Below are 24,544 nucleotides of genomic sequence, written 5' to 3' on the forward strand. Positions count from 1 at the left end.
TGCGGCCGGGTTCCGCGGTGGCAAATGAAAACCGGCCCACAATTGGGCCGGCCTCAAATTCAAATTGTCTGGCAGTTTTACGCCAGTGAACTGTCGATGCCTTTACATGCCTCGATCAGGCCTTTCACGGCGTTGACCGAATTGTCGAAACCGGCTTGCTCGTCTTCGTTCAGCTTGATGTTTACGATGCGCTCGACGCCACCAGCGCCGATGACAGTCGGCACCCCGACATAAAGGCCGTTAACACCCAACTCACCGCTGCAGTACGCCGCACAAGGCAGAACACGCTTCTGGTCTTTCAGATAGGCTTCGGCCATTTCGATCGCCGAAGTGGCGGGCGCGTAATAAGCCGACCCGGTTTTCAGCAGGCCTACGATTTCCGCGCCACCATCACGGGTGCGCTGTACGATGGCATCCAGCTTTTCTTGCGAGGTCCAGCCCATTTCAACCAGATCAGGCAGCGGGATACCGGCAACGGTCGAATAACGAACCGACGGCACCATGGTGTCGCCATGTCCGCCTAATACGAACGCGGTTACATCGCGCATCGAGACGTTGAACTCTTCCGACAGGAAATGCGCGAAACGTGCTGAGTCCAGCACGCCAGCCATGCCGCAGACTTTGTTGTGCGGCAGGCCCGAGAATTCGCGCAGCGCCCAGACCATGGCGTCCAGAGGGTTGGTGATGCAGATCACGAACGCATCGGGCGCATGCGCTGCGATACCTTCGCCGACCGACTTCATGACTTTCAGGTTGATGCCCAGCAGGTCATCGCGGCTCATGCCCGGTTTGCGGGCTACGCCTGCGGTCACGATGCAGACATCCGCGCCGGCGATATCGGCATAATCGCTAGTGCCTTTCATCGAGGCGTCAAAGCCTTCGGACGGGCCGGATTCGGCGATGTCGAGCGCCTTGCCCTGTGGCAACCCGTCAGCGATGTCAAACAGGACAACGTCACCCAGTTCTTTGACAGCTGCAAGATGCGCAAGCGTGCCGCCGATGTTCCCCGCGCCGATCAGCGCAATCTTGGGTCTGGCCATTTGGAATATCTCCGGTCGGTTTTGAAATCGCGGCTGTGCTAGTCGTTAAAACGGCATTAGGCAAGAGTTCTGCGACGTGGCATACAACCGCATACCGTTTGCGAGACCCTATGTGGTTGCGCTAAAGGGCCTTTGAGACAAGCCAAAACCGGGACCGGTGCATGTTTGAATTGAACCTGATGTTTTTTGCAGTGGCGATCCCGGCGGTGATTTTTGCGGGTATCTCGAAGGGTGGTTTCGGCTCGGGCGTGGCCTTTGCGTCATCATCGATTCTGGCCTTGATCCTAACGCCCGGGCAGGCCCTGGCCCTGATGCTGCCGATTCTGATGGTGATCGATGTGGCCACTTTGGGCCCTTATTGGAAGCGGTGGAACTGGGGGGATGCGCGCCTGCTGATCCTGGGTGCTGTACCCGGTGTGGCAATGGGGGCATGGCTCTACCGTTCAACGGATGATGACCTGCTGCGCCTGTTGATAGGCGGCATCTCGGTCGGGTTCGTGATCTGGCACATCGCACAGTCAAAAGGCTGGGTGCGCGGGTTTGCCAGACGGTTGCCACCCTCCGCTGGCCTGTTTGCAGGGCTGGTCGCGGGATTCACCAGCTTTGTCAGCCATGCCGGAGGCCCTCCGGCTGCCGTTTACTTGTTGTCCCAACGGCTGACCAAGACCGAGTTTCAAGCCAGTACAGTATTGGTCTTCTGGGTGATTAATATCGCGAAGTTTGTACCCTACGCTTATCTGGGCATGTTCACGTGGCAGACGGCATGGGCCGATATGCTGTTAACACCGTTTGCTGTTCTCGGTGCCTGGCTGGGCGTCCGTGCACATTTCATGTTGTCCGAACGCCTGTTCTTTGGAATTGCCTATGTGCTGCTGACCCTCACAGGCAGTAAGCTGATCTGGGACGCACTTACCTGATCAGGCGTTCGGGGGCAGCGCTTCGGCTACAGCCTCAAAAGCTTGCCCCGAAGCGACGAGGCAGGTGACCCCGTTGGGCAAGGTCACCGTGATGGTCCAGCTGCCGCGTTGAGTTGAGGCGAAAAGTTCCATGACCGCGCCTTGCTGGGCCAGACCAAAGCCCCTGCGCGTTTCGCCATAAGTGTCGGTCAACCTTTCCAGCACATCCGCTCGCGGTGCGCAGTTTTGCCCCTGGGCCTGTACCTGTTGTGCCGCAAGTACCATGATCCCAAGTCCCATCGTCATCTTGAACATTGTCTTTCGCATCCCGAATCCTTTCGGTTCCCTCTGCCGGTCAGGGTGCCGCGCAGGGGCCGAAATTCAGTTAAGGCAAAGCACGTTGCGTCGTGTTTGCTGCGGTGCGGCAATTTTGGGCTTGAACTTTCCGGTAAAAAATGCCCCATTCCGCGCAACTTTATTTCAATGGGAGTGGTCCATGGATCCTCGTCAGCGCCCCTATCGTTCGGTTCTCTATATCCCCGGGTCCCGGGACCGGGCTTTGGAAAAGGCCCGCACTCTGCCGGTAGATGCAATCATATTTGATCTGGAAGATGCGGTCGCAGCCGACGAAAAGGACAATGCGCGCGAAACGCTCAAGGCGGCTTTGGCTGCCGGAGGGTACGGGGGGCGGGTCAAAATCGTACGGATCAACGGGTTGGACACTGAATGGGGCCGTGCGGATGCCGAGGCTGTGCGTAACATGGACGCCGACGTGGTCCTGTTGCCTAAGGTGAATTCGGCGGCTGACGTGGATGCGCTGGCTGCGATCACCGGAGATTTGCCGATCTGGGCCATGATGGAAACCCCGCGTGGAATGCTGAACGCGGCAGAAATAGCCGGGCATCCGCTGATGGCTGGATTCGTAATGGGAACAAATGATCTGGCGAAAGAGCTGCAAACCCGCTTCCGCCCAGATCGCCTTCCGATGATGACCTCGTTAGGGCTGTGCTTGCTGGCCGCCAAGGCCGAAGGGCTGATCATCATCGACGGCGTTTACAACGCTTTCAAGGATGTCGAAGGTCTGGCTTTCGAATGTGCGCAAGGCCGCGATATGGGCTTTGATGGTAAAACGCTGATCCACCCGGCCCAGGTCGAAGTGGCAAATACCGCCTTCGCGCCATCGGAGGATGAGATCGACCTGGCTCGCCGCCAGATCTCGGCTTTTGAAGAGACCGAAGCCCTTGGCCAAGGGGTCGCCGTTGTTGATGGCAAGATTGTTGAAAATCTGCACGTTGTAACTGCCCGCGAAATTCTGGCAAAAGCAGAGGCGATATTAGCTTTGCAAGCGGGGTAGGCCAGCATGGGCTTTGTTCTTCTGATCTTGGGTGTGGCGCTGTGGTGGGGGGCGCATCTGTTCAAACGTGTGGCACCTGAACGCCGCGCCGCAATGGGTGACGCGGGTAAAGGCGCTGTTGCCCTGGCTTTGGTCGCGTCGATCCTACTGATGATCTTCGGGTATCGCATGACCGACTTCATCCATGTTTGGGCGCCGCCAACCTTTCTGGTTCACGTCAACAACCTGTTGGTTTTGATCGCGATTTATATGATGAGCCCTGCGGGCACAAAAGGCCGGCTGCTGAACAAGCTGCGCCACCCGATGCTGGGCGGGTTCAAGCTGTGGGCTTTTGCGCACCTGTTGGTGAACGGCGATCTGGCCTCGATCATTCTGTTTGGTGGCCTTCTGGCCTGGGCGGTGGTCGAAGTCATTGTAATCAACAAGTCTGAACCCGAGTGGACCCCGGCAGAGCCTGGCACTTACGGCAAGGATGCGATGTTCTTCGTGGCTTCGATCGTTCTGATGGGAATTATCGGATACATCCACGGGCTGGTTGGCCCATCTCCGTTCGGCTCATAAGGATTTGATTTGATGTCGAAACTTTATCGCTTGCTGACCGAAGAAGACACTTCGGCCTTCTGTCACAAGGTGTCCGACGCCCTGTCAAAGGGATGGGAGCTGTATGGCGACCCGGCTTACGTCTTTGATGCCAACGGCAACGTAATGCGTTGTGCGCAGGCCGTGACCAAAGAGGTCGAGGCCGACTATTCCCCCGACATGAAACTGGGACAGCAGTAATGGCGAAAACAAATCCGGGCCGATTTTTCGAGGACTATTCTGTAGGGCAGGTGTTGCAGCATGCAGTACCTCGCACCGTGACCGAGGGAGAGCGCGGCTTGTATCACGCGCTTTATCCCGCACGTCATGCGCTTTACTCTTCGGATGAGTTTGCCCGGGACTGTGGGTTGCCGGAAAGCCCGATTGATGATCTGGCCGCGTTCCACATCGTGTTCGGCAAAACCGTGCCTGACATTTCCTTGAACGCGGTTGCCAATCTTGGCTATGCCGAAGGCCGTTGGCTGAAGCCCGTTTATGCTGGCGATACGCTGCGATCCGTATCAGAGGTTATCGGCCTGAAGCAGAATTCCAACGGAAAAACCGGTGTTGTCTGGGTTCGCACCCGCGGGTTGAACCAATTGGACGAGGTGGTTCTTGAATATGTGCGCTGGGTCATGGTGCGCAAGGCAAACATGGATGCACCCGCGCCCGAGACGGTTGTTCCTGATTTGAAGGCTGTACTTGATCCGCAGGACCTGACCGTGCCGGAAGGGCTCGATTTTGCAAACTATGATTTTGCCCTCGCGGGCGAGGCGCATCGCTGGGGCGATTATAAGATCGGTGAAACCATCGATCATGTGGATGGTGTCACCGTCGAAGAGGCCGAACATATGCTGGCCACACGTCTGTGGCAGAACACCGCCAAGGTGCATTACGACCTGACGTTCCGTCCGGAAGGCAGGCTCATTTATGGTGGGCATGTAATCTCGATGGCGCGGACATTGTCCTTCAATGGCCTTGCAAATGCGCAGATGATTGTCGGCTTGAATGGTGGTGCCCATGCTAACCCGTGTTTTGCGGGTGATACGATCAAGGCGTGGTCCGAAGTTCTGGACAAAGCGGAAACCGGGGTTGCCGGCATAGGCGCTGTGCGATTGCGTCTGGTCGCGACCAAGGGCGGTGATCCGTTCAAGCTGAAAAACGAAGAAGGGCGTTACCTGCCAGACGTTCTGCTGGATCTCGATTATTGGGCTTTGATGCCCAAATAGGTGATCTGACGGATATGTGACGCCACGGCTTGCAAGGCGTGATAGGTTTGCACAATGAACCTGCTACGCGCAATATTGGCCAGCGTCACTCTGGCACCGGCGGCTCAGGCCTGCGATCTGGCCTTGGCTTTAGCCGTGGATGTTTCTGGTTCAGTCGATAGCAGCGAATATCGCATTCAGATGGATGGGTTGGCCGCAGGTTTGCGCGACCCGATCGTGTCCGAGGCGCTGGTGCGGGGGCAGGCGCGGCTGATGCTGGTGCAGTGGACCGGCTCATCGCGCCAGCGGATCACTATTCCTTGGACCCGTATCGATAGCTTTGCCACGCTGGATCAGTTTTCAGACCAGGTCGCCGCCGATCCGCGCATCTGGCGGAATTTTTCGACGGCAATCGGCGAGGCGCTTCAAATGACCCTGAGTTCATTCGATTCGGTTTCAGACTGCCGACGGCACCTGATAGACCTGTCAGGGGACGGTGTGTCCAATGAAGGGATTGAGCCGACGCGGGTACATGCGGCCCTGCGCGCCGAGGGGATCGTTGTCAACGCGCTGGCTATTGAGGAAAGCGAACCGGATCTGACGGCGTATTTCTTTGAGAATGTCATCGTGGGCGAAGGTGCTTTTGTCGTTTCCGCCACCGGGTTCGCGGATTACCCGGAACGAATTCGCCGAAAACTGCTGCGCGAAGTGACGCAGCAAACAGCAGACCTGAAATGACGGCTTGAGAGATTCGTGATCACATCTCTTTGGCCTTGAAAACGCTAACATTGACAGCGCGGAATGTGATATGTGATCACGAGATTATTTTGTGTGATCACATATTCGAATTATCCGTGTAATTGAGCGCAATTTGATGGTTTTTGCACTCGCAGCACGTGACAGTGTCGCAAAAACCAGTAAAACGTTCGGTAGCCAACCGAAAAGGAGCCGCCATGGCCGATGTAAATCGGGGCAATCGCCCACTTTCGCCGCATCTGTCGATTTATCGCCCGCAGTTGACGTCGATCACGTCCATCCTGACGCGCATCACCGGCAACGCCCTTCTGCTCGCAGCTCTGTTGATCGTCTGGTGGTTTCTGGCCGCAGCAACTTCGCCCGAGGCGTTTGCGGTAGCGAATGGGGTAATAACCTCGATGCTTGGAGACCTTGTGATGGCGCTATCCGTTTGGGGGCTTTGGTATCACACGTTGGCCGGTGTGCGGCACCTGATCTGGGACAACGCGGTTGGTCTGGACCTCCCGACGGCGACCAAGCTGGGTTGGGCCGTTGTCATCGGATCGGTCGTCTTGACCCTTCTGACCCTTGTCCTCGTCGCGTGATTGGAGGCCTGACATGCGTTATCTGACCGACCGCAAACGCGCCGCTGGACTTGGCTCGGCGAAATCCGGCACTGCCCATTTCTGGGCGATGAAAGTCAGCTCGGTTGCTTTGCTGATCCTTGTGCCGTTGTTTGTATTTACATTTGGTCCGATCCTGGGCCAGCCATTCGAGGTCGTTCTTGACTACTACTCGCGACCTTTTCCTGCCATCGTGGCAGCACTGACGCTGGCGGTTGGCTTCAAACACTTCGCGGACGGTGCGCAGGTGATGCTGGAAGATTATGTTCACGGCACGCTTGAAAAGGTCCTGATCATTCTGTTGACCTGCCTGTCCTACGGCGCAGCAGCGGCTGGTATCTTCGCTATCGCGCGCATTGCCCTTTAATTCCCGGAGCTGAAAGAAATGGCTGCATACGAATACGAAACGCATGAATATGACGTGGTCGTTGTCGGCGCCGGTGGGGCCGGTCTGCGGGCGACGCTGGGTATGGCGGAACAGGGTCTGCGCACGGCTTGCGTAACCAAGGTTTTCCCAACCCGTTCGCACACCGTGGCGGCTCAGGGCGGTATCGCCGCGTCGTTGTCAAACATGGGCCCCGACCATTGGCAGTGGCATATGTACGACACTGTGAAAGGCTCGGATTGGCTGGGCGACACCGATGCGATGGAATACCTCGCGCGGGAAGCGCCCAAGGCAGTTTACGAACTGGAGCACTATGGCGTTCCGTTCAGCCGAACCGAAGAGGGTAAGATCTATCAACGCCCGTTTGGTGGTCACACCACTGAATTCGGCGAAGGCCCGGCAGTACAGCGCACCTGTGCCGCTGCGGACAGGACCGGCCACGCGATCCTTCATACGCTCTATGGCCAGTCGCTGAAGAACAATGCTGAGTTTTATATCGAGTACTTCGCTATCGATCTGATCATGTCCGACGACGGTCAGTGTCAGGGTGTTGTCTGCTGGAAGCTGGACGATGGCACGATGCATGTCTTCAATGCCAAGATGGTTGTGCTGGCGACCGGCGGGTATGGCCGCGCCTATTTCAGCGCGACCTCGGCCCATACCTGCACCGGTGACGGTGGCGGCATGGTGGCCCGTGCCGGCCTGGCCTTGCAGGATATGGAATTCGTTCAGTTCCACCCCACCGGCATCTACGGTTCGGGCTGTCTGATCACTGAAGGAGCGCGTGGCGAGGGTGGTTACCTGACCAACTCGGAAGGTGAACGGTTCATGGAGCGTTATGCGCCCCAGTACAAGGACCTTGCACCGCGCGATTACGTCTCGCGTTCGATGACCTTGGAAATCCGCGAAGGTCGTGGTGTCGGAGCGGAAGGGGATCATATTCACCTGAACCTCAGTCACCTGCCAGCCGAGGCTTTGGCAGAACGTCTGCCCGGCATCTCGGAAAGCGCCAAGATCTTTGCCGGTGTGGATGTCACCAAGGAACCGATCCCGGTTCTGCCAACCGTGCACTATAACATGGGCGGTATCCCCACAAACTATTGGGGTGAAGTTCTGAACCCAACGGCCGAGAACCCGACAGCTGTGGTGTCGGGCCTGATGGCAGTGGGCGAGGCAGGTTGCGCCTCGGTTCACGGCGCGAACCGGTTGGGCTCGAACTCGCTGATTGACCTTGTGGTCTTTGGCCGCGCGGCAGCGATCCGGGCTGGCAAAGTCGTAGATGCAGAAGCTGCGAACCCGGTTCTGAACCAGGCATCGATCGATAAGGCCTTTGACCGGTTCGACGCGGTGCGCAACGCCAGCGGTTCCATCCCGACCGCAGAATTACGGCTTGAAATGCAGAAAACCATGCAGGCGGATGCTGCCGTGTTCCGTACCGCCAAGACCATGGCCGAAGGCGTCGAGAAGATGACGGCAATCGCTGCCAAGATGGACGATCTGAAAGTCACCGACCGGTCGCTGGTCTGGAACAGTGACCTGATGGAAACGCTGGAGCTGACCAACCTGATGCCCAACGCGCTGGCCACGATCGTCGGCGCAGAGGCGCGCAAGGAATCCCGTGGTGCCCACGCGCACGAGGATTTCTCTGCACGTGATGACGAAAATTGGCGCGTCCATACGGTTAGCCGGGTCGAAGGCAACCAGGTCGAGCTTAGCTATCGTCCCGTGATCGTCGATCCGCTGACGACCGAAGACGAAGGTGGCATCAGCCTGAAGAAAATCGCGCCCAAGGCACGTACGTTCTAAAAGGCTCGGACAGCAGGCAATGGTGAGCAAGCGCCAAATACCCACGAAGACCGCAACGGCCATTGGCCAAGGGTCGGTCCGTGTCCGGTGTTTGTCATGACGGTCGAGGTCCTGCAATCCGGTTCAGGCGATCCCAAGATCATCCTGATCGGGCTGAACCGCTGTGCGACGACCTCGTTTCACAGGCTGTTTCAGAAAAGCGGGATACCGTCGGTTCATTGGGAAGATGACCAGGGTCGAAATCTTGCGCACCGCATGCTGACCAACATTGCCATGGGGCGACGACCACTGGACGGGTTCGGAGCGGTGCGGGCCTTCACTGACATCGCTTTTGTCAGTTCGCGCTTCATGTTGGACGGGGCGCGTTTCTTCCGTGAATTGCATGCAGCTTACCCGAATGCCTATTTCTTGCTGAACACGAGGGACAGGGATGACTGGATAGCTTCGCGCGCCAACCATTCCGGTGGCGGGTATCTGGATCGGTGCTGCAAAGCCAATGGGCAGAGTGCGGATGAAGTGAAACACGGCTGGGCGCATATGTATGATGTGCACCATGCCGAGGTAGAGACCTATTTCGACGGCAACTCGCGATTCCTGCGCTTTGATATCGACTGTGATGATCCGCAGTGCGTTGCGGACTGGCTCGCGCCGGATTTTGACGTGAACATCGCCCATTGGGGGCATTATAACCGAGGGGCGTCCCAGCGCGCCCGGACAGGCTGAAAGGCGGCCTTGTGCTGAATGGAGAATTGACATGGTTCAACTGACCCTGCCCAAAAATTCCCGGATTACGACCGGCAAGACCTGGCCCAAGCCGGATGGCGCGACCAATGTGCGCAAGTTCCAGATCTATCGCTGGAACCCGGATGATGGTCAGAACCCCCGTGTCGATACCTACTTTGTCGATATGGACACGTGCGGGCCGATGGTTTTGGACGCGCTGATCAAGATCAAGAACGAAATCGACCCGACCCTGACATTTCGCCGATCATGCCGTGAAGGCATCTGCGGCTCGTGCGCGATGAATATCGACGGGATCAACACACTGGCCTGTATCTATGGCATGGATGAGATCAAGGGCGACGTGAAAATCTATCCGCTGCCGCATATGCCTGTGGTCAAAGATCTGATCCCTGATCTGACCCATTTTTATGCCCAGCATGCGTCGATCATGCCGTGGCTGGAAACCAAGACCAACCGCCCTGCAAAGGAGTGGAAGCAGTCGATCGAAGACCGGAAAAAGCTGGATGGTCTCTATGAGTGTGTGATGTGCGCCAGCTGCTCGACCTCGTGCCCGAGCTATTGGTGGAATGGCGATCGGTATCTTGGCCCCGCTGCTCTGTTGCACGCATACCGCTGGATCATCGACAGCCGGGATGAGGCCACGGGTGAGCGCCTGGACGAGTTGGAAGATCCGTTCAAGCTTTATCGCTGCCACACCATCATGAATTGCGCCAAGACCTGTCCCAAAGGTCTGAACCCGGCCAAGGCGATTGCCGAGATTAAAAAGATGATGGTCGAACGCGCGGTATAATCACCTGCACCGAATTGCGGCAAACGCATGTCGATCTTGCAAAATAAGGCGATGTAGCCCCGGCTGCATTGCCTTATTTTTCGCTCAGGGAGGAGTGATGAGTTTAAGTCAGGATCACTCCAATGAATGCAAACACATCCAAACAAAAAATCGACACTAAAGAAGCGCTGAAACTGCTGGAGCAGGCATGGGCCTACTACACGCCGGAACCGGTTAAAGCCGACAAAGAGCCCGAGCTGTTCGAATACGCAAACGCGGCCTGATCCAATACGACAGCCCTTGAAAAACTTCGGTCAATCGGCAAAGCAGAGGAATGCCTGTTCTTCTGCTTTTGTTGGCCGCCGGAGTGTTCGCCTATTTTTTCTGGCGGTCGCGCCATTCCACGCTGACACGGGATTGTCGTTGGCGACAGGACAGACGCCATGGCATCTGGCGGTGTAGCTTTTGTGGAGCGGCAGTCGCTGCGCCGGACCAACCTATGCGCTGTCTTAAGGCAAGTGATGGTTGAGAATAGGGCTTTTCGCGAGCCATAGAATCCGCCACTCTGCACGCCATGACCGGTTCTGAGAATACTGCCCGCCCCCCAGAAGATGCCGAAGCCCGTCGTTCGGTCGCCCCTGTCATTTGTTATCCGAACGATGCCTTGCCGCGACCAGATTTGCCCTGGATCAGATCTGTACGCCAACGGGCAGTCCAAACCGGCGAAGTCCTGGTTCCTCCGCGTGAGGCGCGCTGTTTTGATGTACCTGCCGGGCATTTCTTTCGTATCACATCGGTTGAAGGACCGCAGGTTGGCGATTTGAACCTGTGGAACCGCAATGATTTGTCCGAGCGCTTTTATTCCGGAAAAACGCGGGCTCTGCATGGCACGCACCTGACCACCGGAGAGCGGATGTGGTCCAGTTTCCCACATCTGCGGCCGATGGCCACGATCATAGCGGATACACTGGAATGGTACGGGATCGATACCCATGGGGGGTCGGTTCATGACGTGATTGGCACGCGTTGTGATCCATATACGGGCAATTTGCTGTCCGGCACGCAGTATCATCATTGCTGCCATTCCAACCTGACCCGCGCGTTGGCGGATCATCTGAATATCCCGATGGATGAGGCCGAACCCGCGGTGCACGACGTTCTGAACGTCTTCATGTGTACTGGTTTCACTCGGGATACTGGTCAGTATTTCATGAAAGCATCGCCCGTTCGCCCCGGCGACTATCTGGAATTCTTTGCCGAAATCGATCTGCTTGGCAATCTCAGCGCCTGTCCGGGTGGGGATTGCTCGTCCGAGCATTCCTCGGACACCGCCGCGTGTTATCCCTTGTTGGTCGAAACATTTGCCGCGACGGTCACAGACCTGGATGGCTGGGAAAGCCCGGCGCGCAATGGCTATGATCGCACGCACGGGCGTTAGGATCGGCGGGCACCCACCTTACTGCTAGTTGCCCGGGAATGCGGCCTGTAGCGCGATTTCCACCATGTCTCCAAAGCTGCTTTCACGTTCCGAGGATGGCAGAGCCTCTCCCGTCAGAAGGTGATCGGAAACGGTGAGAACTGCCAGAGCACGACATTTGTGGCGCGCTGCCAGGATATAGAGCTCGGCCGCCTCCATTTCGACGCCGAGAATCCCGTGACGCACCATCTGTTCGTTCAGGTCCGGGCGCTCATCATAGAAAACGTCCGAAGAATAAATCCCACCGACATGGGTAGGGGTTCCTTTGGCAGCCGCCACCTTCGCGGCCGCCTGCAACAAGTTCCAATCGGCGCAGGGCGCAAAATTCAGTTCTTTCATGATACCGCGTGACGGCGTACTCAGCGTCGTCGAAGTCATTGCCAGAATGACGTCTCGAATTTTGACACTGTCCTGCATTCCGCCACACGACCCAATTCGGATCAGGGTTTTTGCACCGTAATCGCGAATTAACTCGTTTACGTAAATGGAGAGCGAGGGCATTCCCATGCCGCTACCCTGTATCGTTACAGGATTTCCCTTCCAATTTCCGGTAAACCCAAGCATTCCCCGGACGTTATTGACCTGTTTCACATCGTCCAAAAACGTCTCGGCTGCCCATTTCGCCCGATAAGGATCTCCGGGTAATAGGACAGTGTCTGCAATTTCGCCTTTTTCAGCGCCGATATGAATTGTCATTGTTTTGATCCGCCCTGATCAGATTTCAAGATCGGAGATATCGGTACCCGCCTGCAACGCATCGTGCACCCATTTCGGCTTGCGGCCGCGACCTGTCCAGGTTTGTTCCGGATTGCCAGGATTGCGGTATTTTTCTTTTGTTTTCTTTTGCTTGGATGCGCGGGGTGCATCGCCTGAAAGTTCGGACAGCGAATACCCGAATTCTGCGGCAGCTTTTTCTGCGGCTTTCAAAGCCTCACGGCGCTCGCGTTTTTCCGCTCCTACCAAGGCTTTTTCGACATCGTCGCGCAATGCCAAAAGGTCTTTGCGCGACATCTGTTCAAGATTGAACCCCATCATTCATCTCCAAAGGATATATTTTACGGTACACTTGAGCGCGCACCGTAATTCTAGCGAATGGTTTATTCCATCCCAAATATCCAAAGCGAAGAAACGGGGAATTAAGGTTCTAAAACCTCAGTTACTCGGCTGCGAGGTTTTTGGGGTCAACCAGCGTTACAATATCGCTCATGATCGCATTAAGTTCAAAGTTTTTGGGGGTGTAAACCTTGGCTACACCCATGGCTTTCAATTTTGCGGCATCTTCATCCGGAATAATTCCGCCGACAACCACGGGAATGTGAGACAGGCCAGCCTTTTGCAGCCGATCCATTACATCTTCGACCAAAGGCAGATGGCTACCGGACAGGATCGACAACCCGATGACATGTGCGTCATCATCGCGGGCTGAGGTGACAATTTCTTCCGGGGTCAGCCGGATACCCTCATAGCTGATATCCATGCCGCAGTCGCGGGCACGGAACGCGATTTGTTCGGCGCCGTTGGAATGGCCGTCCAACCCCGGTTTTCCAACCAGGAATTTCAGGCGCCGTCCCAGTTTGTCGCTGACGGCATCAACCGCCGCGCGCAGGTCCTCCAACCCTTCGGTCTTGTTCGAGACCGAACCGGAAACGCCGGTCGGGCCACGATAAGTGCCGAAAACCTTGCGCATCTCTTCGGCCCACTCCCCGGTTGTCACACCCGCCTTGGCAGCGGCAATGGACGGCTCCATGACGTTCGCTCCTGTCTGAGCCGCCTGGCGCAACGCGGACAAGGTCGCTGTAACAGCCGCTTCGTCGCGCTCAGCCCGCCACGCGTTCAGGCGGTCGATCTGTTCCTGTTCTACCGCAGGATCAACGACCATGATGCCGCCATCTTCGGTCTGAAGGGGCGAAGCCTCGCCTTCCATCCATTTGTTCACGCCGACGACCACAGTTTCGTTGCGTTCGATCCGGTTCAGACGTTCAGCGTTGGAATCCACAAGGCGGGATTTCATATACTCGATTGATGCAACCGCACCGCCCATCGCATCCAGATTCGCAAGCTCTGCCCGCGCGCCTGCTTTCAATTCTTCGACCTTGCCATCAACGGCAGGGTTGCCATCGAACAGGTCATCGAATTCCAACAGGTCAGTTTCATAGGCCAGAATCTGCTGCATCCGCATGGACCATTGCTGGTCCCAGGGGCGTGGCAGGCCAAGCGCCTCGTTCCAGGCAGGCAACTGCACCGCACGGGCGCGTGCATTCTTCGACAGGGTTACGGCCAGCATCTCGATCAGGATGCGGTAGACATTGTTCTCAGGTTGTTGCTCGGTCAGCCCCAGAGAGTTCACCTGCACACCATAGCGGAAGCGGCGGAACTTTGGGTTCTCGACACCATATCGCTGTTGCAGGATTTCGTCCCAAAGATCGACAAATGCGCGCATTTTGCACATTTCAGTGACAAAGCGGATACCAGCATTCACAAAAAAGGAAATCCGGCCGCAAAGCGCGGGGAAATCCTCGGCAGGTACTCGTGGGCGCAATTCGTCCAGCACGGCGATGGCTGTTGCCAGCGCATAAGCAAGTTCTTGTTCCGGTGTCGCGCCAGCCTCTTGCAAATGATAGGAACACACATTCATCGGGTTCCACTTGGGGACATTGGAATAGCAATACTCGGCCACGTCCGCGATCATCTTCAGCGACGGTTTTGGCGGACAGACATAAGTGCCCCGGCTCAGATACTCCTTGATCAGGTCGTTCTGGACTGTGCCCTGCAACTTGGAAATGTCAGCGCCTTGTTCCTCGGCTGCGGCGATGTAAAGGGCAAGCAACCAAGGGGCGGTCGCGTTGATCGTCATTGACGTGTTCATCTGTTCCAGCGGAATCTGATCGAACAAAACCCGCATATCGCCCAGATGGCAGACGGGCACCCCGACCTTGCCAACTTCGCCACGTGCCAACGTGTGGTCACTGTCATATCCGGTCTGGGTGGGCAGATCGAAGGCTACCGAAAGACCGGTTTGCCCTTTGGCGAGGTTGCCACGATATAGCGCGTTCGAGGCCTTGGCGGTAGAATGACCGGCATAGGTCCGGATGAGCCAGGGGCGATCTTTCTGCATCTGCGTCATGAAGGGGCCTCGCGTTTCGGTGGGCAATAAAATTACGTCTATGGGTTCTAAAGCGCAATTTTCGGGACAAGTCAATTCGCTGCGTTGCGGCATCCTGCAATTGTTCAGATTGTGAGCAGCTGCGATTGGTGGCAAGGTGCGGCCATGACGCAAACCGTGGAACTTCCGCTTTGGCTTTTTGTGCTGATCGTGGTCTTTGCCATGGTTACTTTCGCTTCGCATTTCCTGTTCCCGTCAGTCCGATGGTTCTTCCGCCGCCGGTTGGAACGTGCCGTGGCGCGTTTGAACCAGCGCTTGCAACGTCCAATCCAACCGTTCAAGCTGGCTCGTCGGCACGACATGATTCAACGGCTGATTTATGATCCACAGGTCGGTAAAGCGGTCCAGCATCACGCCCTTGAAACCGGAATACCCGAAGCCGTCGCGTCCGAGCAGGCACGCCGCTATGCCCGCGAAATCGTGCCGTCCTTTTCCGCCTTCGCCTATTTCAGTTTTGCGATCCGTTTGGCCCGGCTGCTAAGCAACACGTTCTACGAGGTGCGGCTTAGCTACGAAGACGAAGACGCGGTCAGGACCATCGACCCTGATGCAACCGTTGTTTTTGTGATGAACCACAGAAGCAACATGGACTATGTGTTGGTTACATATCTGGCGGCCCCGCACTCTGCTTTATCCTACGCGGTAGGAGAATGGGCTCGGGTTTGGCCGCTCAGCCGGTTGATCCGTGCAATGGGGGCCTACTTTATCCGGCGCAAGTCAGGCAGCGAGCTCTACCGGCAGGTTTTGTCCACCTATGTGCGCCATGCGACCGAAGCCGGTGTGACGCAAGCCATGTTTCCAGAAGGTGGTTTAAGCCTGACAGGAGCGCTCGCCCGCCCAAAGCTTGGATTGCTCAAGTACATAATGGATGGGACGACGTCGCAGGGGCGTGATGTTGTATTCGTTCCCGTCGCTTTGAATTATGACCGTGTGCTTGAAGACACTATTCTTACCCGTGCGGCACTGGGAAAAGAGCGTCGTTTTCGGGCCCGGATCGGTGTCATCGCGCGATGGATTTTCAAGCAGTTCTGGCGGCGAGTGATCGGGCGCTACAAGCGGTTTGGGCTGGCATCGGTCCGGTACGGAATGCCGATTTCCCTGAAAGAGTTCCGGGCCGAAGGCAGTGACGACATGATGACCGATCTGGCGCGCACATTGATGCAGCGTATCCAGAACGCGATCCCGTTGGTTCCGGCCCCTGCGGCCTGTTTGCTGATACGTGACAATGGGCCGATGGCGGAACAGGATCTGCGGTCCTCTATTCAGACGATGATGGAACGCGACGGTAAGCAGACCCAAGACAATGCGCCGGCCATATCAAGCGCTTTGGACCAGTTGATTGAACGACGGATTCTCAAGCGGCAGGGAGATATTCTTTCTGCATCTGGGCAACGCGGTGATCTGCTGGAGTATTATGCAGCATCTGTACCGGTTTCCGCGCGCCCCTCAAATTCTGCGTCTGCAAAATAATTTCTGCAACTGCTGGGTCATAAAATTACAATATTGCATCAAAAACGGTTGCAATATTTCGCGATGGCCAATATTTCATCTGATAAAGCGCGCGATTCTGCGGCGCGGCAAAAGTATTGAAAAAGGAGGCCAGCATGGCTTTGGACACCGAAACCGGTATCGCGTCGTATGAGGCACCCGAAAAAGACCTCTATGAAATGGGTGAGATCCCTCCAATGGGATATGTCCCGAAACAAATGTACGCCTGGGCCATCCGAAAGGAACGCCATGGCGAGCCAAGCACAGCGATGCAGCAGGAAGTGGTCGATGTACCCACGCTGGACAGCAATGAGGTGCTTGTTCTGGTGATGGCTGCAGGCGTTAATTACAACGGTGTCTGGGCTGCACTGGGCCAGCCGATCAGCCCCTTTGATGGCCACAAGGCACCGTACCATGTCGCGGGCTCTGATGCATCGGGTATCGTCTGGGCCGTTGGTGACAAGGTCAAGCGGTGGAAGGTTGGCGACGAAGTTGTCATCCACTGCAATCAGGACGATGGCGACGACGAGGAATGCAACGGCGGTGACCCGATGTATTCGACCAGTCAGCGGATCTGGGGCTATGAAACACCTGACGGCTCATTCAGCCAGTTCACACGCGTGCAGGCTCAGCAGTTGATGCCGCGCCCCAAGCACCTGACTTGGGAAGAAGCGGCCTGCTACACGCTGACACTCGCGACAGCTTATCGTATGCTGTTTGGTCACGAACCGCATGACCTGAAACCGGGTCAGAACGTTCTGGTCTGGGGTGCCTCGGGCGGTCTGGGATCTTATGCAATCCAGTTGATCAACACAGCCGGGGCAAACGCGATCGGGGTGATCTCGGACGAAAGCAAGCGTGATTTCGTCATGGGTCTGGGCGCAAAGGGGGTTCTGAACCGCCGCGACTTTAATTGCTGGGGTCAACTGCCCACGGTCAATACGCCCGAATACGCCGAGTGGTTCAAAGAGGCCCGCAAATTCGGCAAGGCAATCTGGGACATCACCGGCAAGGGCAACAATGTCGACATGGTGTTCGAGCATCCGGGCGAGAGCACCTTCCCGGTCTCGACTTTCGTGGTGAAAAAAGGCGGCATGGTTGTGATTTGTGCGGGGACGTCCGGGTTCAACTGCACATTCGATGTGCGTTACATGTGGATGCACCAGAAACGCCTGCAGGGTTCGCATTTTGCCCATCTGAAACAGGCGGCGGCGGCGAACAAGCTGATGGTCGAGCGCCGCCTGGATCCCTGTATGTCCGAGGTGTTTGCCTGGAACGACCTACCGGAAGCACATATGAAAATGCTGCGGAATGAACACAAGCCGGGCAACATGTCTGTGCTTGTTCAGGCGCCGCGTACCGGGCTGCGCACTCTCGAAGAAGTTTTGGACGCAGGCTGATAAAGTTAAGGACGTTAGACAAAAACCACCCGCGAATCGCACTGCCGGTTCGCGGGTGGTTTGCTGTTTGCAGACCTTTTTCATGGTTTCAAATGCTTGCGATTCTTACTCCCGCTATTTTTGGGGAGTAGAAACCGGTGAATAGGTCGAAAAAGATCATACATGTTATGGTTGTGTTAACGCTTCGTTAACTGTTTCAGAGAGACCCTGATGGCGCAAAATGAGTGGATATTGGACGTACTATCGGACCTCAATGCGTTCGCCGTTGCGAATGGGTTGAGCGCGCTTGCAGAACAGCTTGATGATACAAGACTGATTGCCGCGGCCGAGATTGCGTCCCTGAAGAACGAGGCACGGGCGCCCGCGGATGGGAACGAAAACCGATTTGGGGCAAATCCTACAGGATTTGGAAAACACCAGCACGCTTGAAGAGCTCAGCATCGTTGCCGAGTGTCTGCGAGACACTTTGAAGGTCGCACATCTGACATATCATTGGGTTGACGGCGCGGGGGACCAATACGGCTATACGACCTACTCAGACGCCTGGGACGAACGATACAGGGAAAAAAACTATCATCGTATCGACCCTGTAATTCTGGGGTGTTTCCAGCGATTTCACCCAGTTGACTGGAAGTCTCTGGACTGGTCCAGCAAGGTGGCCAAATCATTCCTTCAGGATGCCCACGACCATGGGGTCGGCAATCAGGGATACTCGATCCCGATCCGAGGGCCAAACGGTCAGTTCGCTCTTTTTACCGTTAACCACAGCTGCGACGATCAAACCTGGCAGACCTTCATCTCGACCTACGGGCGTGAGTTGATTCTTGTTGCGCACTACATCAACCGCAAAGCGCTGGAGTTTGAAAAGGACAGGCAACCGGATGCCACGCGCGGCCTGTCGCCCCGTGAAATCGACGCCATTACCCTTTTGGCACTGGGTTACAGCCGTGCTCAGGTGGCGCATTCCCTGTCGATTTCGGAACACACGCTACGCGTTTACATTGAAAGCGCCCGGTCGAAACTCGGAGCCCTTAACACGACCCACGCAATCGCAACGGCACTCAGCCGGGGATTAATAGTCGTTTAAGGCCAGAGCGTCCTCAAAACGCAATATTAACCACGACTCTGTACCCCCTTCGTTCCTGCACAGGACGACAAGGGGAAAAGTCATGTTGCGTTATCTATATGCCGATGAGTTACACAGATTTCCGACTCTGGCTGAGGGGATGTTCAAGGATCGCGCAGATCAGTTCAAAACCCGGTTGGGGTGGGATGTCCATGTCAACAAAAAAGGAGAAGAGCGGGATGAGTACGACGACTTCAACCCGCTTTATGTCATCTGGGAAGAACCGGATGGCAGCCATGGCGGGTCGATGCGGGTATTGCCGACAACAGGTCGGGTAATGATCAATGAGGTGTTTGGGCATCTCAACGGCGGCAAGCCGATTTGCAGCCCGCTGATCTGGGAGGTGACCCGGTTCTGCCTGTCCCGCACAGCCAGCCCGCACACTGCCGGGGCCATCATGCTAAGCGGGGGCGAGATGATGGAAGGCTTTGGCCTGACGCATATTGCCGGTGTTTTTGATGCCCGTATGATCCGGATCTATCGTCTGATCGGGTCGTCCCCCAAGGTTCTTGGAACCCAAGGCAAAGGGCGTGACCAGATCTCGGTTGGGTTGTGGCCCTATTCAGCGGATGATTGCAACCGCGTGGCTGAACGGGCAGGGATCCCGCGTGAGCTTTCGCGCATGTGGTTCAAGGCGGCTTTCGGGCGATCCAAACTGCACCGATTTGCCTTGTCTGCCTAAGGACCGGAAAACGCAATTCCGCATCTGGTGATGGTTGGCGCGGCCCTGTAGGGTCGCGCCATGTCTTTGCCCAACGTGACCTTCTCAGATGATCAGGCCGCCGCGTATGACAGCATCGCCGAGATGCTGCGCTCAGCCGGTGTCGACCTGGAGGACGATGCCCTTCTCAAACTGCCGGGGGCAGGGAAGTCTGGCGTGATGGCTGTCATCGGCAAGGCCGGGTCCGGCAAAACGTTGCTACTGGCCGAACTTTACAAAGCGCTGGCGGAGACCGGCGTTCAGGTCGTGTCCGGCGATTACGAAAGCCGGAAATCCAGAGACAAGCGCAGCCTTGCCATTCTGGCCCCCACGAACAAAGCCGCAAGTGTTTTGCGCCTTCGCGGTGTTCCGGCAACTACTATTCACCGCATCCTTTATACGCCGGTCTATGACCCGGAATACGAGCGTATCGCCGAGTGGCTGGCCGGAAATGATGAACGCCCCGAGATCGAAGGTCTGACAGACGAAGCTTTGGACCGTGCTGCTACGTTTTATCGTAACAACAAATCGATCCCCGGAGCGCTGGCCGCAGCCGGATTGCGCGGATCGGATTTCATCACTGGTTGGAAACGACGTGAGGAACCGCTGGATATCGGGTTTGTCGATGAGGCGTCGATGCTGGATGATCGTCAGTTCGAGGACCTGAAAGAGATATTCCCGACCCTTCTACTGTTCGGTGATCCCGCACAGCTGGCTCCGGTCAATCAGTCCGGCAGCATGGTGTTTGAAGCCTTGCCCGAACCGCGAAAGCTGACGCTTCAGCGTGTGCATCGGCAGGATGCAGATAACCCGATCCTGGATCTGGCGCACGCTCTTGCCGATCCGTCGATGGGATTTGAAGAATTTGAACGTCTGGTCGAAGACACTGCCCGGCGGGATGACAGGGTCGTTTGGGGGCAGCGGGTCGAAGTTGATCTGATGGCGCGCAGCCCGGTTCTGGTCTGGCGTAACGCCACGCGCATTCGTTTGATACAGGCGTTCAGGCAAGTTCACGGCGCACTGGATACGGAGCTTTTGGAAGGCGAGCCGCTGATCTGCGACGGGATCGAGTTGCCGTTGAAGCACCGCAAAAAGCGGTTGGATCTTGAGGCGCGCGGCCTGATCAAGGGGGCACAGGTTGTCTATCTTGGCCCCGGTCGCAAGCCGGGGTTTTCTCGCTTGCATGTGATGGGGGCCGAAGACCCACAGGTCAGCGCCGCGTCGATTGTCCAGATCGAAAAACCGGATGAGGAAGAGCCCTTCATTCCTTTTGCCGCCCGTATGGGAGCGACGTTTTTGCACGGGGCTGCGGTGACGATACACAAGGCACAAGGATCACAGTGGGACACGGTTCAGGTGTTTGCCCCTGACATTTACGCCGCCGCCCGTATGGGCCGTACTGAGGCCGGGCAGCCTTTGTGGAAGCGTTTGGCTTATGTCGCGATTACCCGCGCACAAGAGCGTTTGATCTGGGTGGTCCGTAACCGGCTGTCGAAACCCACCCACCCGTTGCAGATTGATGATTTGCGCGCGGTCCCCGCAGTTTCACTCACACTGGAGACAGAAGAGACATGGGTTCCATCATCGTAACTGGTGCAAGCTCTGGCATAGGTCGGGCCACCGCCGAGCTTTTTCTGGTGCAGGGCTGGACGGTCGGGCTGCTGGCGCGCAGCGCGGACAAGCTGAATGCCCTCGCGCAGGAATACCCGGCGGCCATAGCATTACCCGCAGATGTGACCGACCCGGACGCCGTCAAACAGGCGTTCCACGCCTTCATGGATCGGACAGGGCGACTTGATGTTCTGTTTAACAACGCTGGTATTTTTGCCCGCGGCGGCACAGTCGACGAAATCGCGCTGGACGATTGGTATCAAACCGTCAACGTCAACCTGAACGGTATGTTTCTATGCGCGCGCGAGGCCTTTGGGATCATGCGTCTTCAAAGCCCGCAGGGCGGGCGGATCATCAATAACGGCTCGATTGCTGCGCATGTTCCGCGCCCGAATTCTGTACATTATTCGGCGACCAAACATGCCATTACCGGGCTGACGCGCAGCCTTTCACTGGATGGGCGATCCTTTGGAATTGCATGTGGTCAGATCGATATCGGCAATGCACGCACGCAGATGGTTCAGGATCTGGTGGATGCGGCGCAGGCGGCAGGCCAGACGCCGGACCCAACCATGGCGGTTGAAGATGCCGCGCGTTCCGTTCTGCATATGGCCACCCTGCCGCCCGAGGCGAATGTGCAGTTCATGACGGTCATGGCCACGACCATGCCCTATATCGGCAGGGGGTGAGTGTCAGTTTTCCCGCAACAGTCGGAACGCTGTCGACGCGCCCCAACCCGCGGCAATTGCGATAACCAATGACATCAGCCCGTACCAAACGGGTTGCTGACGGGACATATTGTACAGAAACCGCTCCAACCCGACTTTGCGGACGTCGATTTTGGTTTCGTATTGCGATACAACCTCTCCTCCGCGGGTCAGGAAGATCCGAGCTGAGTAATCCCCTTCGGTCAGGTCCGCAGGCATGTCAATTGACGTCCGGAACAAGGTTTGTTCGTCCACGGCCACAGTGTTCTCGCGGATGGAATACAGCTGTTCAGATTCACGGATACGGATCACGGCATCTGCAAAATCCTGAGCACCACGGATGTGCATCGCCGCTCCGACCGACCGGATCGCGCGTTCGATCGAAATGCGGTGACGCAGGTCTTCGGTATCGGTCAGAATTTGATCCAACGGTTCGCTGGTGGCAACTGCGTAGAAACTTGGTGCCAGGTCGACCAGAACGCTATCGGTGTTTACCCAAATCCCAAGCTTTCGCTCTTTGCGGCGAACCGTTACGGGCTCGGACGGGCCTGCAACCGCTACAATAACCGCGACTGGTGGGCCTGGCGGAATGGGTGATTCCCGTTTGATGGCCCCGAAAATGAGGATCTCAGACCCGTCAAAGTCGGCAGTGATCGCAACACGATCCTGGCTGAGGCCCAGGACGACCTGCTCTTCATCGGCTGCGGCGGGCAGGCAGAACAGGCACAAAGCGGCAAAGACATAGCGCAGCATTCTTAATGCCCCCCGCTGTTGCCAAGCGAATAAAGCTCGGATGGTTCAAGAAGCAAATCAAGGGCCAGCTTGCCGCAGACGACCAGAACCAGCGCCGCCAACAGAACGCGTAGTTGTTCTGCCGGCATGCGCGAACCGATTACGGTTCCGATCTGGGCGCCAATGACGCCCCCGACCAGCAGCAAAACCGCCAGGACAATGTCCACTGTATAGTTGGTGGTCGCGTGCAGCATCGTGGTAAATGCGGTTACGAAGATGATCTGAAACAACGATGTGCCGACAACGACTTTCGTGGGCATTCCCAACAGGTAAATCATCGCCGGGACCATGATGAAGCCGCCACCGACCCCCATAATCGCGGACAAGACCCCGACGCTTAGACCAACTACAACCGGTGGAATGACCGAGATATAAAGACCTGATGTGCGAAAGCGCATCTTGAAGGGCATCGAATGAACCCAGCCACGTTGGCGGCGCTTGGCTGGAGCTGCCCCGCCTTTCTTGGCTTTGCGCAGCGCCCTCAGGCTTTCGATGAACATCAGGCTGCCAATGATACCAAGGAAGACCACGTAACAAAGGGTTACCAGAAGGTCGACCTGGCCCAGGCTTTTTAGATAGTTAAAGACAACAACGCCCAATGCAGCCCCGACTAGACCGCCTGTCAACAAAACCGTACCCATCTTGAGGTCAACGGTCTTTCGTCGAAAATGGGCCAGCACCCCGGAAAAGGACGATGCAACAATCTGATTGGCCTCTGTCGCAACCGCAACAGCCGGTGGTATGCCAATGAAAAACAGCAGCGGCGTCATGAGAAACCCGCCGCCGACCCCGAACATCCCCGACAGAATTCCAACCATTCCACCCAGACCAAGGAGTAGAAATGCATTTACCGAGACTTCGGCTATGGGCAGGTAAATATGCATGATACCGTCACTTTGCTCTGGGTCTTGGCTTGCCTTCTATCAAACTCGAATTCAAGAGCGGTTATTGTCGCGTGGTACGGGGAAAACAACATCATACCCCTCCAGGCTCTGCCAGAGAAAAGATCTCCAACGGCGGCAATAGAAGGTCAAATCCGATCTTTCCGGCAACGCCCATGACCAGCAACGCCAACAAAATGCGCAGCTGTTCGGCTTTCAGACGTGCACCGATCTGCGTCCCCAATTGCGCGCCCAGAACGCCGCCAAGCAACAAGAACAGGGCAAGCACTATGTCGACGCTGAAATTTGTCGACGCATGTATCATGGTTGTGAAACCGGCGACGAAAATGATCTGGAACAGGGATGTCCCGATAACCACTTTGGTCGGAATGCCAAGAACATAGATCATCGCGGGTACCATGATGAACCCGCCGCCGACACCCATGATCGCCGACAGGATGCCAACACCAAACCCGACCAGTGCAGGTGGTATGACCGAGATGTACAGGCTTGATGCCCGAAACCGCATCTTGAAGGGCAGTGCGTGAACCCATGTACGCTGGCGTCGCTTGGGGGCAGGTTGATACCCGGACTTTCTGGCTTTTCGGATGGCGGCAAGGCTTTCAATGAACATCAGGGTTCCGATGGCCCCCAGAAACACGACATAACAAATCTGTACAGCCAGATCGACCTGTCCGAGATGCTTGAGAAAATTGAAAACCACCATACCCAGGGCCGCGCCAAACAACCCTCCGGTCAGCAGAACGCTTCCCATTTTCAGGTCCACGGTCTTGCGCCTGAGATGGGCCAACAATCCCGAAATGGAGGAAGCGACAACCTGATTGGCTGATGTCGCAACGGCAACCGCCGGGGGAATGCCGATAAAAAACAGCAGCGGAGTGATCAAAAATCCTCCGCCGACACCGAACATGCCAGATAAAACACCGACGACCCCACCGATCCCCAACAGCAGGAATGGGCTGACAGAAACTTCGGCTATGGGAAGGTATACGTGCATACCCTCTTAGAACGGTTGCGGCATGCAAAATCAACTCTGCAT

General features: G+C 56.5%; 27 protein-coding genes. 19 read left to right on the top strand and 8 right to left on the bottom strand.

Annotated elements, in window-relative coordinates:
* Positions 1-77: 77 nt before the first annotated feature.
* Positions 78-1,040: a malate dehydrogenase gene (gene mdh, locus ACR3E2_RS15715; protein WP_267363196.1), complete on the bottom strand. Its 963-nt coding sequence runs from the start codon at positions 1,038-1,040 to the stop codon at positions 78-80.
* Between the two features lie 161 nt (positions 1,041-1,201).
* Between mdh and ACR3E2_RS15720 the strand changes: the two genes are divergently transcribed.
* Complete coding sequence (locus ACR3E2_RS15720) at positions 1,202-1,957, top strand: sulfite exporter TauE/SafE family protein (protein WP_480483147.1); 756 nt, start codon at positions 1,202-1,204, stop codon at positions 1,955-1,957.
* On the opposite strand, the gene ACR3E2_RS15725 is transcribed toward ACR3E2_RS15720, so the two are convergent.
* Positions 1,958-2,251: a hypothetical protein gene (locus ACR3E2_RS15725; RefSeq protein ID WP_480492795.1), complete on the bottom strand. Its 294-nt coding sequence runs from the start codon at positions 2,249-2,251 to the stop codon at positions 1,958-1,960.
* Between the two features lie 181 nt (positions 2,252-2,432).
* Here ACR3E2_RS15725 and ACR3E2_RS15730 point away from each other — a divergent pair, with 181 nt between their 5' ends.
* From ACR3E2_RS15730 to ACR3E2_RS15785, 12 genes are all read left to right on the top strand, one after another.
* Positions 2,433-3,290 carry an HpcH/HpaI aldolase/citrate lyase family protein gene (locus ACR3E2_RS15730; protein ID WP_480483150.1) on the top strand — a complete coding sequence of 286 codons (858 nt, stop codon included), beginning with the start codon at positions 2,433-2,435 and terminating at the stop codon, positions 3,288-3,290.
* Between the two features lie 6 nt (positions 3,291-3,296).
* Positions 3,297-3,851, top strand: coding sequence for an NnrU family protein (locus tag ACR3E2_RS15735; protein WP_209506524.1), 555 nt, complete (start codon positions 3,297-3,299; stop codon positions 3,849-3,851).
* A gap of 12 nt (positions 3,852-3,863) precedes the next feature.
* A complete protein-coding gene (locus tag ACR3E2_RS15740; RefSeq protein WP_480483152.1) occupies positions 3,864-4,070 on the top strand; it encodes a DUF1737 domain-containing protein in 207 nt (68 codons plus the stop codon).
* Positions 4,070-5,098: a MaoC family dehydratase gene (locus ACR3E2_RS15745; protein WP_480483154.1), complete on the top strand. Its 1,029-nt coding sequence runs from the start codon at positions 4,070-4,072 to the stop codon at positions 5,096-5,098. The genes ACR3E2_RS15740 and ACR3E2_RS15745 overlap by 1 nt, the downstream gene beginning before the upstream one ends.
* 54 nt (positions 5,099-5,152) lie before the next feature.
* Positions 5,153-5,815, top strand: coding sequence for a DUF1194 domain-containing protein (locus tag ACR3E2_RS15750; RefSeq protein ID WP_480483156.1), 663 nt, complete (start codon positions 5,153-5,155; stop codon positions 5,813-5,815).
* 215 nt (positions 5,816-6,030) lie between these two features.
* Positions 6,031-6,417 (top strand): succinate dehydrogenase, cytochrome b556 subunit, encoded by a 387-nt coding sequence (gene sdhC / locus ACR3E2_RS15755; protein ID WP_267363810.1) that lies wholly within the window; start codon positions 6,031-6,033, stop codon positions 6,415-6,417.
* A 13-nt stretch (positions 6,418-6,430) separates the two neighbouring features.
* Positions 6,431-6,802 (top strand): succinate dehydrogenase, hydrophobic membrane anchor protein, encoded by a 372-nt coding sequence (gene sdhD, locus ACR3E2_RS15760; protein WP_267363812.1) that lies wholly within the window; start codon positions 6,431-6,433, stop codon positions 6,800-6,802.
* Positions 6,803-6,820: 18 nt separating this feature from the next.
* Positions 6,821-8,626 (top strand): succinate dehydrogenase flavoprotein subunit, encoded by a 1,806-nt coding sequence (sdhA, locus tag ACR3E2_RS15765; RefSeq protein WP_480483158.1) that lies wholly within the window; start codon positions 6,821-6,823, stop codon positions 8,624-8,626.
* A 96-nt stretch (positions 8,627-8,722) separates the two neighbouring features.
* A complete protein-coding gene (locus ACR3E2_RS15770; RefSeq protein ID WP_480483160.1) occupies positions 8,723-9,349 on the top strand; it encodes a sulfotransferase in 627 nt (208 codons plus the stop codon).
* A gap of 31 nt (positions 9,350-9,380) precedes the next feature.
* Positions 9,381-10,160: a succinate dehydrogenase iron-sulfur subunit gene (locus ACR3E2_RS15775; RefSeq protein WP_152456842.1), complete on the top strand. Its 780-nt coding sequence runs from the start codon at positions 9,381-9,383 to the stop codon at positions 10,158-10,160.
* Positions 10,161-10,282: 122 nt separating this feature from the next.
* Positions 10,283-10,423 carry a hypothetical protein gene (locus tag ACR3E2_RS15780; RefSeq protein WP_480483162.1) on the top strand — a complete coding sequence of 47 codons (141 nt, stop codon included), beginning with the start codon at positions 10,283-10,285 and terminating at the stop codon, positions 10,421-10,423.
* A gap of 290 nt (positions 10,424-10,713) precedes the next feature.
* Positions 10,714-11,577, top strand: a complete 864-nt coding sequence (locus ACR3E2_RS15785) for an urea carboxylase-associated family protein (protein WP_480483164.1) — start codon at positions 10,714-10,716, stop codon at positions 11,575-11,577.
* A gap of 24 nt (positions 11,578-11,601) precedes the next feature.
* Here the strand turns inward: ACR3E2_RS15785 and deoD are convergent, their stop codons facing one another.
* The 3 genes from deoD to ACR3E2_RS15800 form a co-directional block, all read right to left on the bottom strand.
* Entirely contained in the window at positions 11,602-12,312 is a 711-nt protein-coding gene (deoD, locus tag ACR3E2_RS15790; protein ID WP_480483166.1) for a purine-nucleoside phosphorylase, read from the bottom strand.
* Positions 12,313-12,330: 18 nt separating this feature from the next.
* Entirely contained in the window at positions 12,331-12,648 is a 318-nt protein-coding gene (locus ACR3E2_RS15795; protein WP_480483168.1) for an H-NS histone family protein, read from the bottom strand.
* 124 nt (positions 12,649-12,772) lie between these two features.
* Positions 12,773-14,962: a methylmalonyl-CoA mutase family protein gene (locus ACR3E2_RS15800; RefSeq protein WP_480483170.1), complete on the bottom strand. Its 2,190-nt coding sequence runs from the start codon at positions 14,960-14,962 to the stop codon at positions 12,773-12,775.
* Here ACR3E2_RS15800 and ACR3E2_RS15805 point away from each other — a divergent pair.
* From ACR3E2_RS15805 to ACR3E2_RS15830, 6 genes are all read left to right on the top strand, one after another.
* Positions 14,885-16,249, top strand: coding sequence for a 1-acyl-sn-glycerol-3-phosphate acyltransferase (locus ACR3E2_RS15805; RefSeq protein ID WP_480483172.1), 1,365 nt, complete (start codon positions 14,885-14,887; stop codon positions 16,247-16,249). The two genes, ACR3E2_RS15800 and ACR3E2_RS15805, sit on opposite strands and share 78 nt — an antisense overlap.
* Positions 16,250-16,383: 134 nt before the next feature.
* On the top strand, positions 16,384-17,667 hold the full coding sequence (gene ccrA / locus ACR3E2_RS15810; protein ID WP_267363824.1) for a crotonyl-CoA carboxylase/reductase: 1,284 nt from the start codon (positions 16,384-16,386) through the stop codon (positions 17,665-17,667).
* A 367-nt stretch (positions 17,668-18,034) separates the two neighbouring features.
* Entirely contained in the window at positions 18,035-18,754 is a 720-nt protein-coding gene (locus ACR3E2_RS15815) for a helix-turn-helix transcriptional regulator (protein WP_209506490.1), read from the top strand.
* 82 nt (positions 18,755-18,836) lie between these two features.
* Positions 18,837-19,475, top strand: a complete 639-nt coding sequence (locus ACR3E2_RS15820) for an acyl-homoserine-lactone synthase (protein WP_480483174.1) — start codon at positions 18,837-18,839, stop codon at positions 19,473-19,475.
* A 60-nt stretch (positions 19,476-19,535) separates the two neighbouring features.
* Positions 19,536-21,083, top strand: coding sequence for an ATP-dependent DNA helicase (locus ACR3E2_RS15825; RefSeq protein ID WP_480483176.1), 1,548 nt, complete (start codon positions 19,536-19,538; stop codon positions 21,081-21,083).
* Positions 21,065-21,793, top strand: a complete 729-nt coding sequence (locus tag ACR3E2_RS15830; RefSeq protein ID WP_480483178.1) for an SDR family oxidoreductase — start codon at positions 21,065-21,067, stop codon at positions 21,791-21,793. Before ACR3E2_RS15825 ends, ACR3E2_RS15830 begins: the two co-directional genes overlap by 19 nt.
* Before the next feature lie 3 nt (positions 21,794-21,796).
* Here the strand turns inward: ACR3E2_RS15830 and ACR3E2_RS15835 are convergent, their stop codons facing one another.
* The 3 genes from ACR3E2_RS15835 to ACR3E2_RS15845 form a co-directional block, all read right to left on the bottom strand.
* The gene (locus ACR3E2_RS15835; RefSeq protein ID WP_480483180.1) at positions 21,797-22,564 is read right to left on the bottom strand and encodes a TIGR02186 family protein; all 768 of its coding nucleotides are present in this window, start codon (positions 22,562-22,564) and stop codon (positions 21,797-21,799) included.
* A gap of 2 nt (positions 22,565-22,566) precedes the next feature.
* Positions 22,567-23,487, bottom strand: a complete 921-nt coding sequence (locus ACR3E2_RS15840; RefSeq protein WP_480475128.1) for a sulfite exporter TauE/SafE family protein — start codon at positions 23,485-23,487, stop codon at positions 22,567-22,569.
* Between the two features lie 91 nt (positions 23,488-23,578).
* The gene (locus ACR3E2_RS15845; protein WP_480483182.1) at positions 23,579-24,502 is read right to left on the bottom strand and encodes a sulfite exporter TauE/SafE family protein; all 924 of its coding nucleotides are present in this window, start codon (positions 24,500-24,502) and stop codon (positions 23,579-23,581) included.
* Positions 24,503-24,544: the final 42 nt, after the last annotated feature.

The organism is Ruegeria sp. AL7, assembly GCF_056536105.1.

What these genes read in the sequence shown, in the direction of transcription:
- mdh (WP_267363196.1), bottom strand. Translation starts at nt 1,040, where the DNA reads ATGGCCAGACCCAAGATTGCGCTGATCGGCGCGGGGAACATCGGCGGC.
- ACR3E2_RS15720 (WP_480483147.1), top strand. Translation starts at nt 1,202, where the DNA reads ATGTTTGAATTGAACCTGATGTTTTTTGCAGTGGCGATCCCGGCGGTG.
- ACR3E2_RS15725 (WP_480492795.1), bottom strand. Translation starts at nt 2,251, where the DNA reads ATGTTCAAGATGACGATGGGACTTGGGATCATGGTACTTGCGGCACAA.
- ACR3E2_RS15730 (WP_480483150.1), top strand. Translation starts at nt 2,433, where the DNA reads ATGGATCCTCGTCAGCGCCCCTATCGTTCGGTTCTCTATATCCCCGGG.
- ACR3E2_RS15735 (WP_209506524.1), top strand. Translation starts at nt 3,297, where the DNA reads ATGGGCTTTGTTCTTCTGATCTTGGGTGTGGCGCTGTGGTGGGGGGCG.
- ACR3E2_RS15740 (WP_480483152.1), top strand. Translation starts at nt 3,864, where the DNA reads ATGTCGAAACTTTATCGCTTGCTGACCGAAGAAGACACTTCGGCCTTC.
- ACR3E2_RS15745 (WP_480483154.1), top strand. Translation starts at nt 4,070, where the DNA reads ATGGCGAAAACAAATCCGGGCCGATTTTTCGAGGACTATTCTGTAGGG.
- ACR3E2_RS15750 (WP_480483156.1), top strand. Translation starts at nt 5,153, where the DNA reads ATGAACCTGCTACGCGCAATATTGGCCAGCGTCACTCTGGCACCGGCG.
- sdhC (WP_267363810.1), top strand. Translation starts at nt 6,031, where the DNA reads ATGGCCGATGTAAATCGGGGCAATCGCCCACTTTCGCCGCATCTGTCG.
- sdhD (WP_267363812.1), top strand. Translation starts at nt 6,431, where the DNA reads ATGCGTTATCTGACCGACCGCAAACGCGCCGCTGGACTTGGCTCGGCG.
- sdhA (WP_480483158.1), top strand. Translation starts at nt 6,821, where the DNA reads ATGGCTGCATACGAATACGAAACGCATGAATATGACGTGGTCGTTGTC.
- ACR3E2_RS15770 (WP_480483160.1), top strand. Translation starts at nt 8,723, where the DNA reads ATGACGGTCGAGGTCCTGCAATCCGGTTCAGGCGATCCCAAGATCATC.
- ACR3E2_RS15775 (WP_152456842.1), top strand. Translation starts at nt 9,381, where the DNA reads ATGGTTCAACTGACCCTGCCCAAAAATTCCCGGATTACGACCGGCAAG.
- ACR3E2_RS15780 (WP_480483162.1), top strand. Translation starts at nt 10,283, where the DNA reads ATGAATGCAAACACATCCAAACAAAAAATCGACACTAAAGAAGCGCTG.
- ACR3E2_RS15785 (WP_480483164.1), top strand. Translation starts at nt 10,714, where the DNA reads ATGACCGGTTCTGAGAATACTGCCCGCCCCCCAGAAGATGCCGAAGCC.
- deoD (WP_480483166.1), bottom strand. Translation starts at nt 12,312, where the DNA reads ATGACAATTCATATCGGCGCTGAAAAAGGCGAAATTGCAGACACTGTC.
- ACR3E2_RS15795 (WP_480483168.1), bottom strand. Translation starts at nt 12,648, where the DNA reads ATGGGGTTCAATCTTGAACAGATGTCGCGCAAAGACCTTTTGGCATTG.
- ACR3E2_RS15805 (WP_480483172.1), top strand. Translation starts at nt 14,885, where the DNA reads ATGACGCAAACCGTGGAACTTCCGCTTTGGCTTTTTGTGCTGATCGTG.
- ACR3E2_RS15800 (WP_480483170.1), bottom strand. Translation starts at nt 14,962, where the DNA reads ATGCGAAGCGAAAGTAACCATGGCAAAGACCACGATCAGCACAAAAAG.
- ccrA (WP_267363824.1), top strand. Translation starts at nt 16,384, where the DNA reads ATGGCTTTGGACACCGAAACCGGTATCGCGTCGTATGAGGCACCCGAA.
- ACR3E2_RS15815 (WP_209506490.1), top strand. Translation starts at nt 18,035, where the DNA reads ATGGGAACGAAAACCGATTTGGGGCAAATCCTACAGGATTTGGAAAAC.
- ACR3E2_RS15820 (WP_480483174.1), top strand. Translation starts at nt 18,837, where the DNA reads ATGTTGCGTTATCTATATGCCGATGAGTTACACAGATTTCCGACTCTG.
- ACR3E2_RS15825 (WP_480483176.1), top strand. Translation starts at nt 19,536, where the DNA reads ATGTCTTTGCCCAACGTGACCTTCTCAGATGATCAGGCCGCCGCGTAT.
- ACR3E2_RS15830 (WP_480483178.1), top strand. Translation starts at nt 21,065, where the DNA reads ATGGGTTCCATCATCGTAACTGGTGCAAGCTCTGGCATAGGTCGGGCC.
- ACR3E2_RS15835 (WP_480483180.1), bottom strand. Translation starts at nt 22,564, where the DNA reads ATGCTGCGCTATGTCTTTGCCGCTTTGTGCCTGTTCTGCCTGCCCGCC.
- ACR3E2_RS15840 (WP_480475128.1), bottom strand. Translation starts at nt 23,487, where the DNA reads ATGCATATTTACCTGCCCATAGCCGAAGTCTCGGTAAATGCATTTCTA.
- ACR3E2_RS15845 (WP_480483182.1), bottom strand. Translation starts at nt 24,502, where the DNA reads ATGCACGTATACCTTCCCATAGCCGAAGTTTCTGTCAGCCCATTCCTG.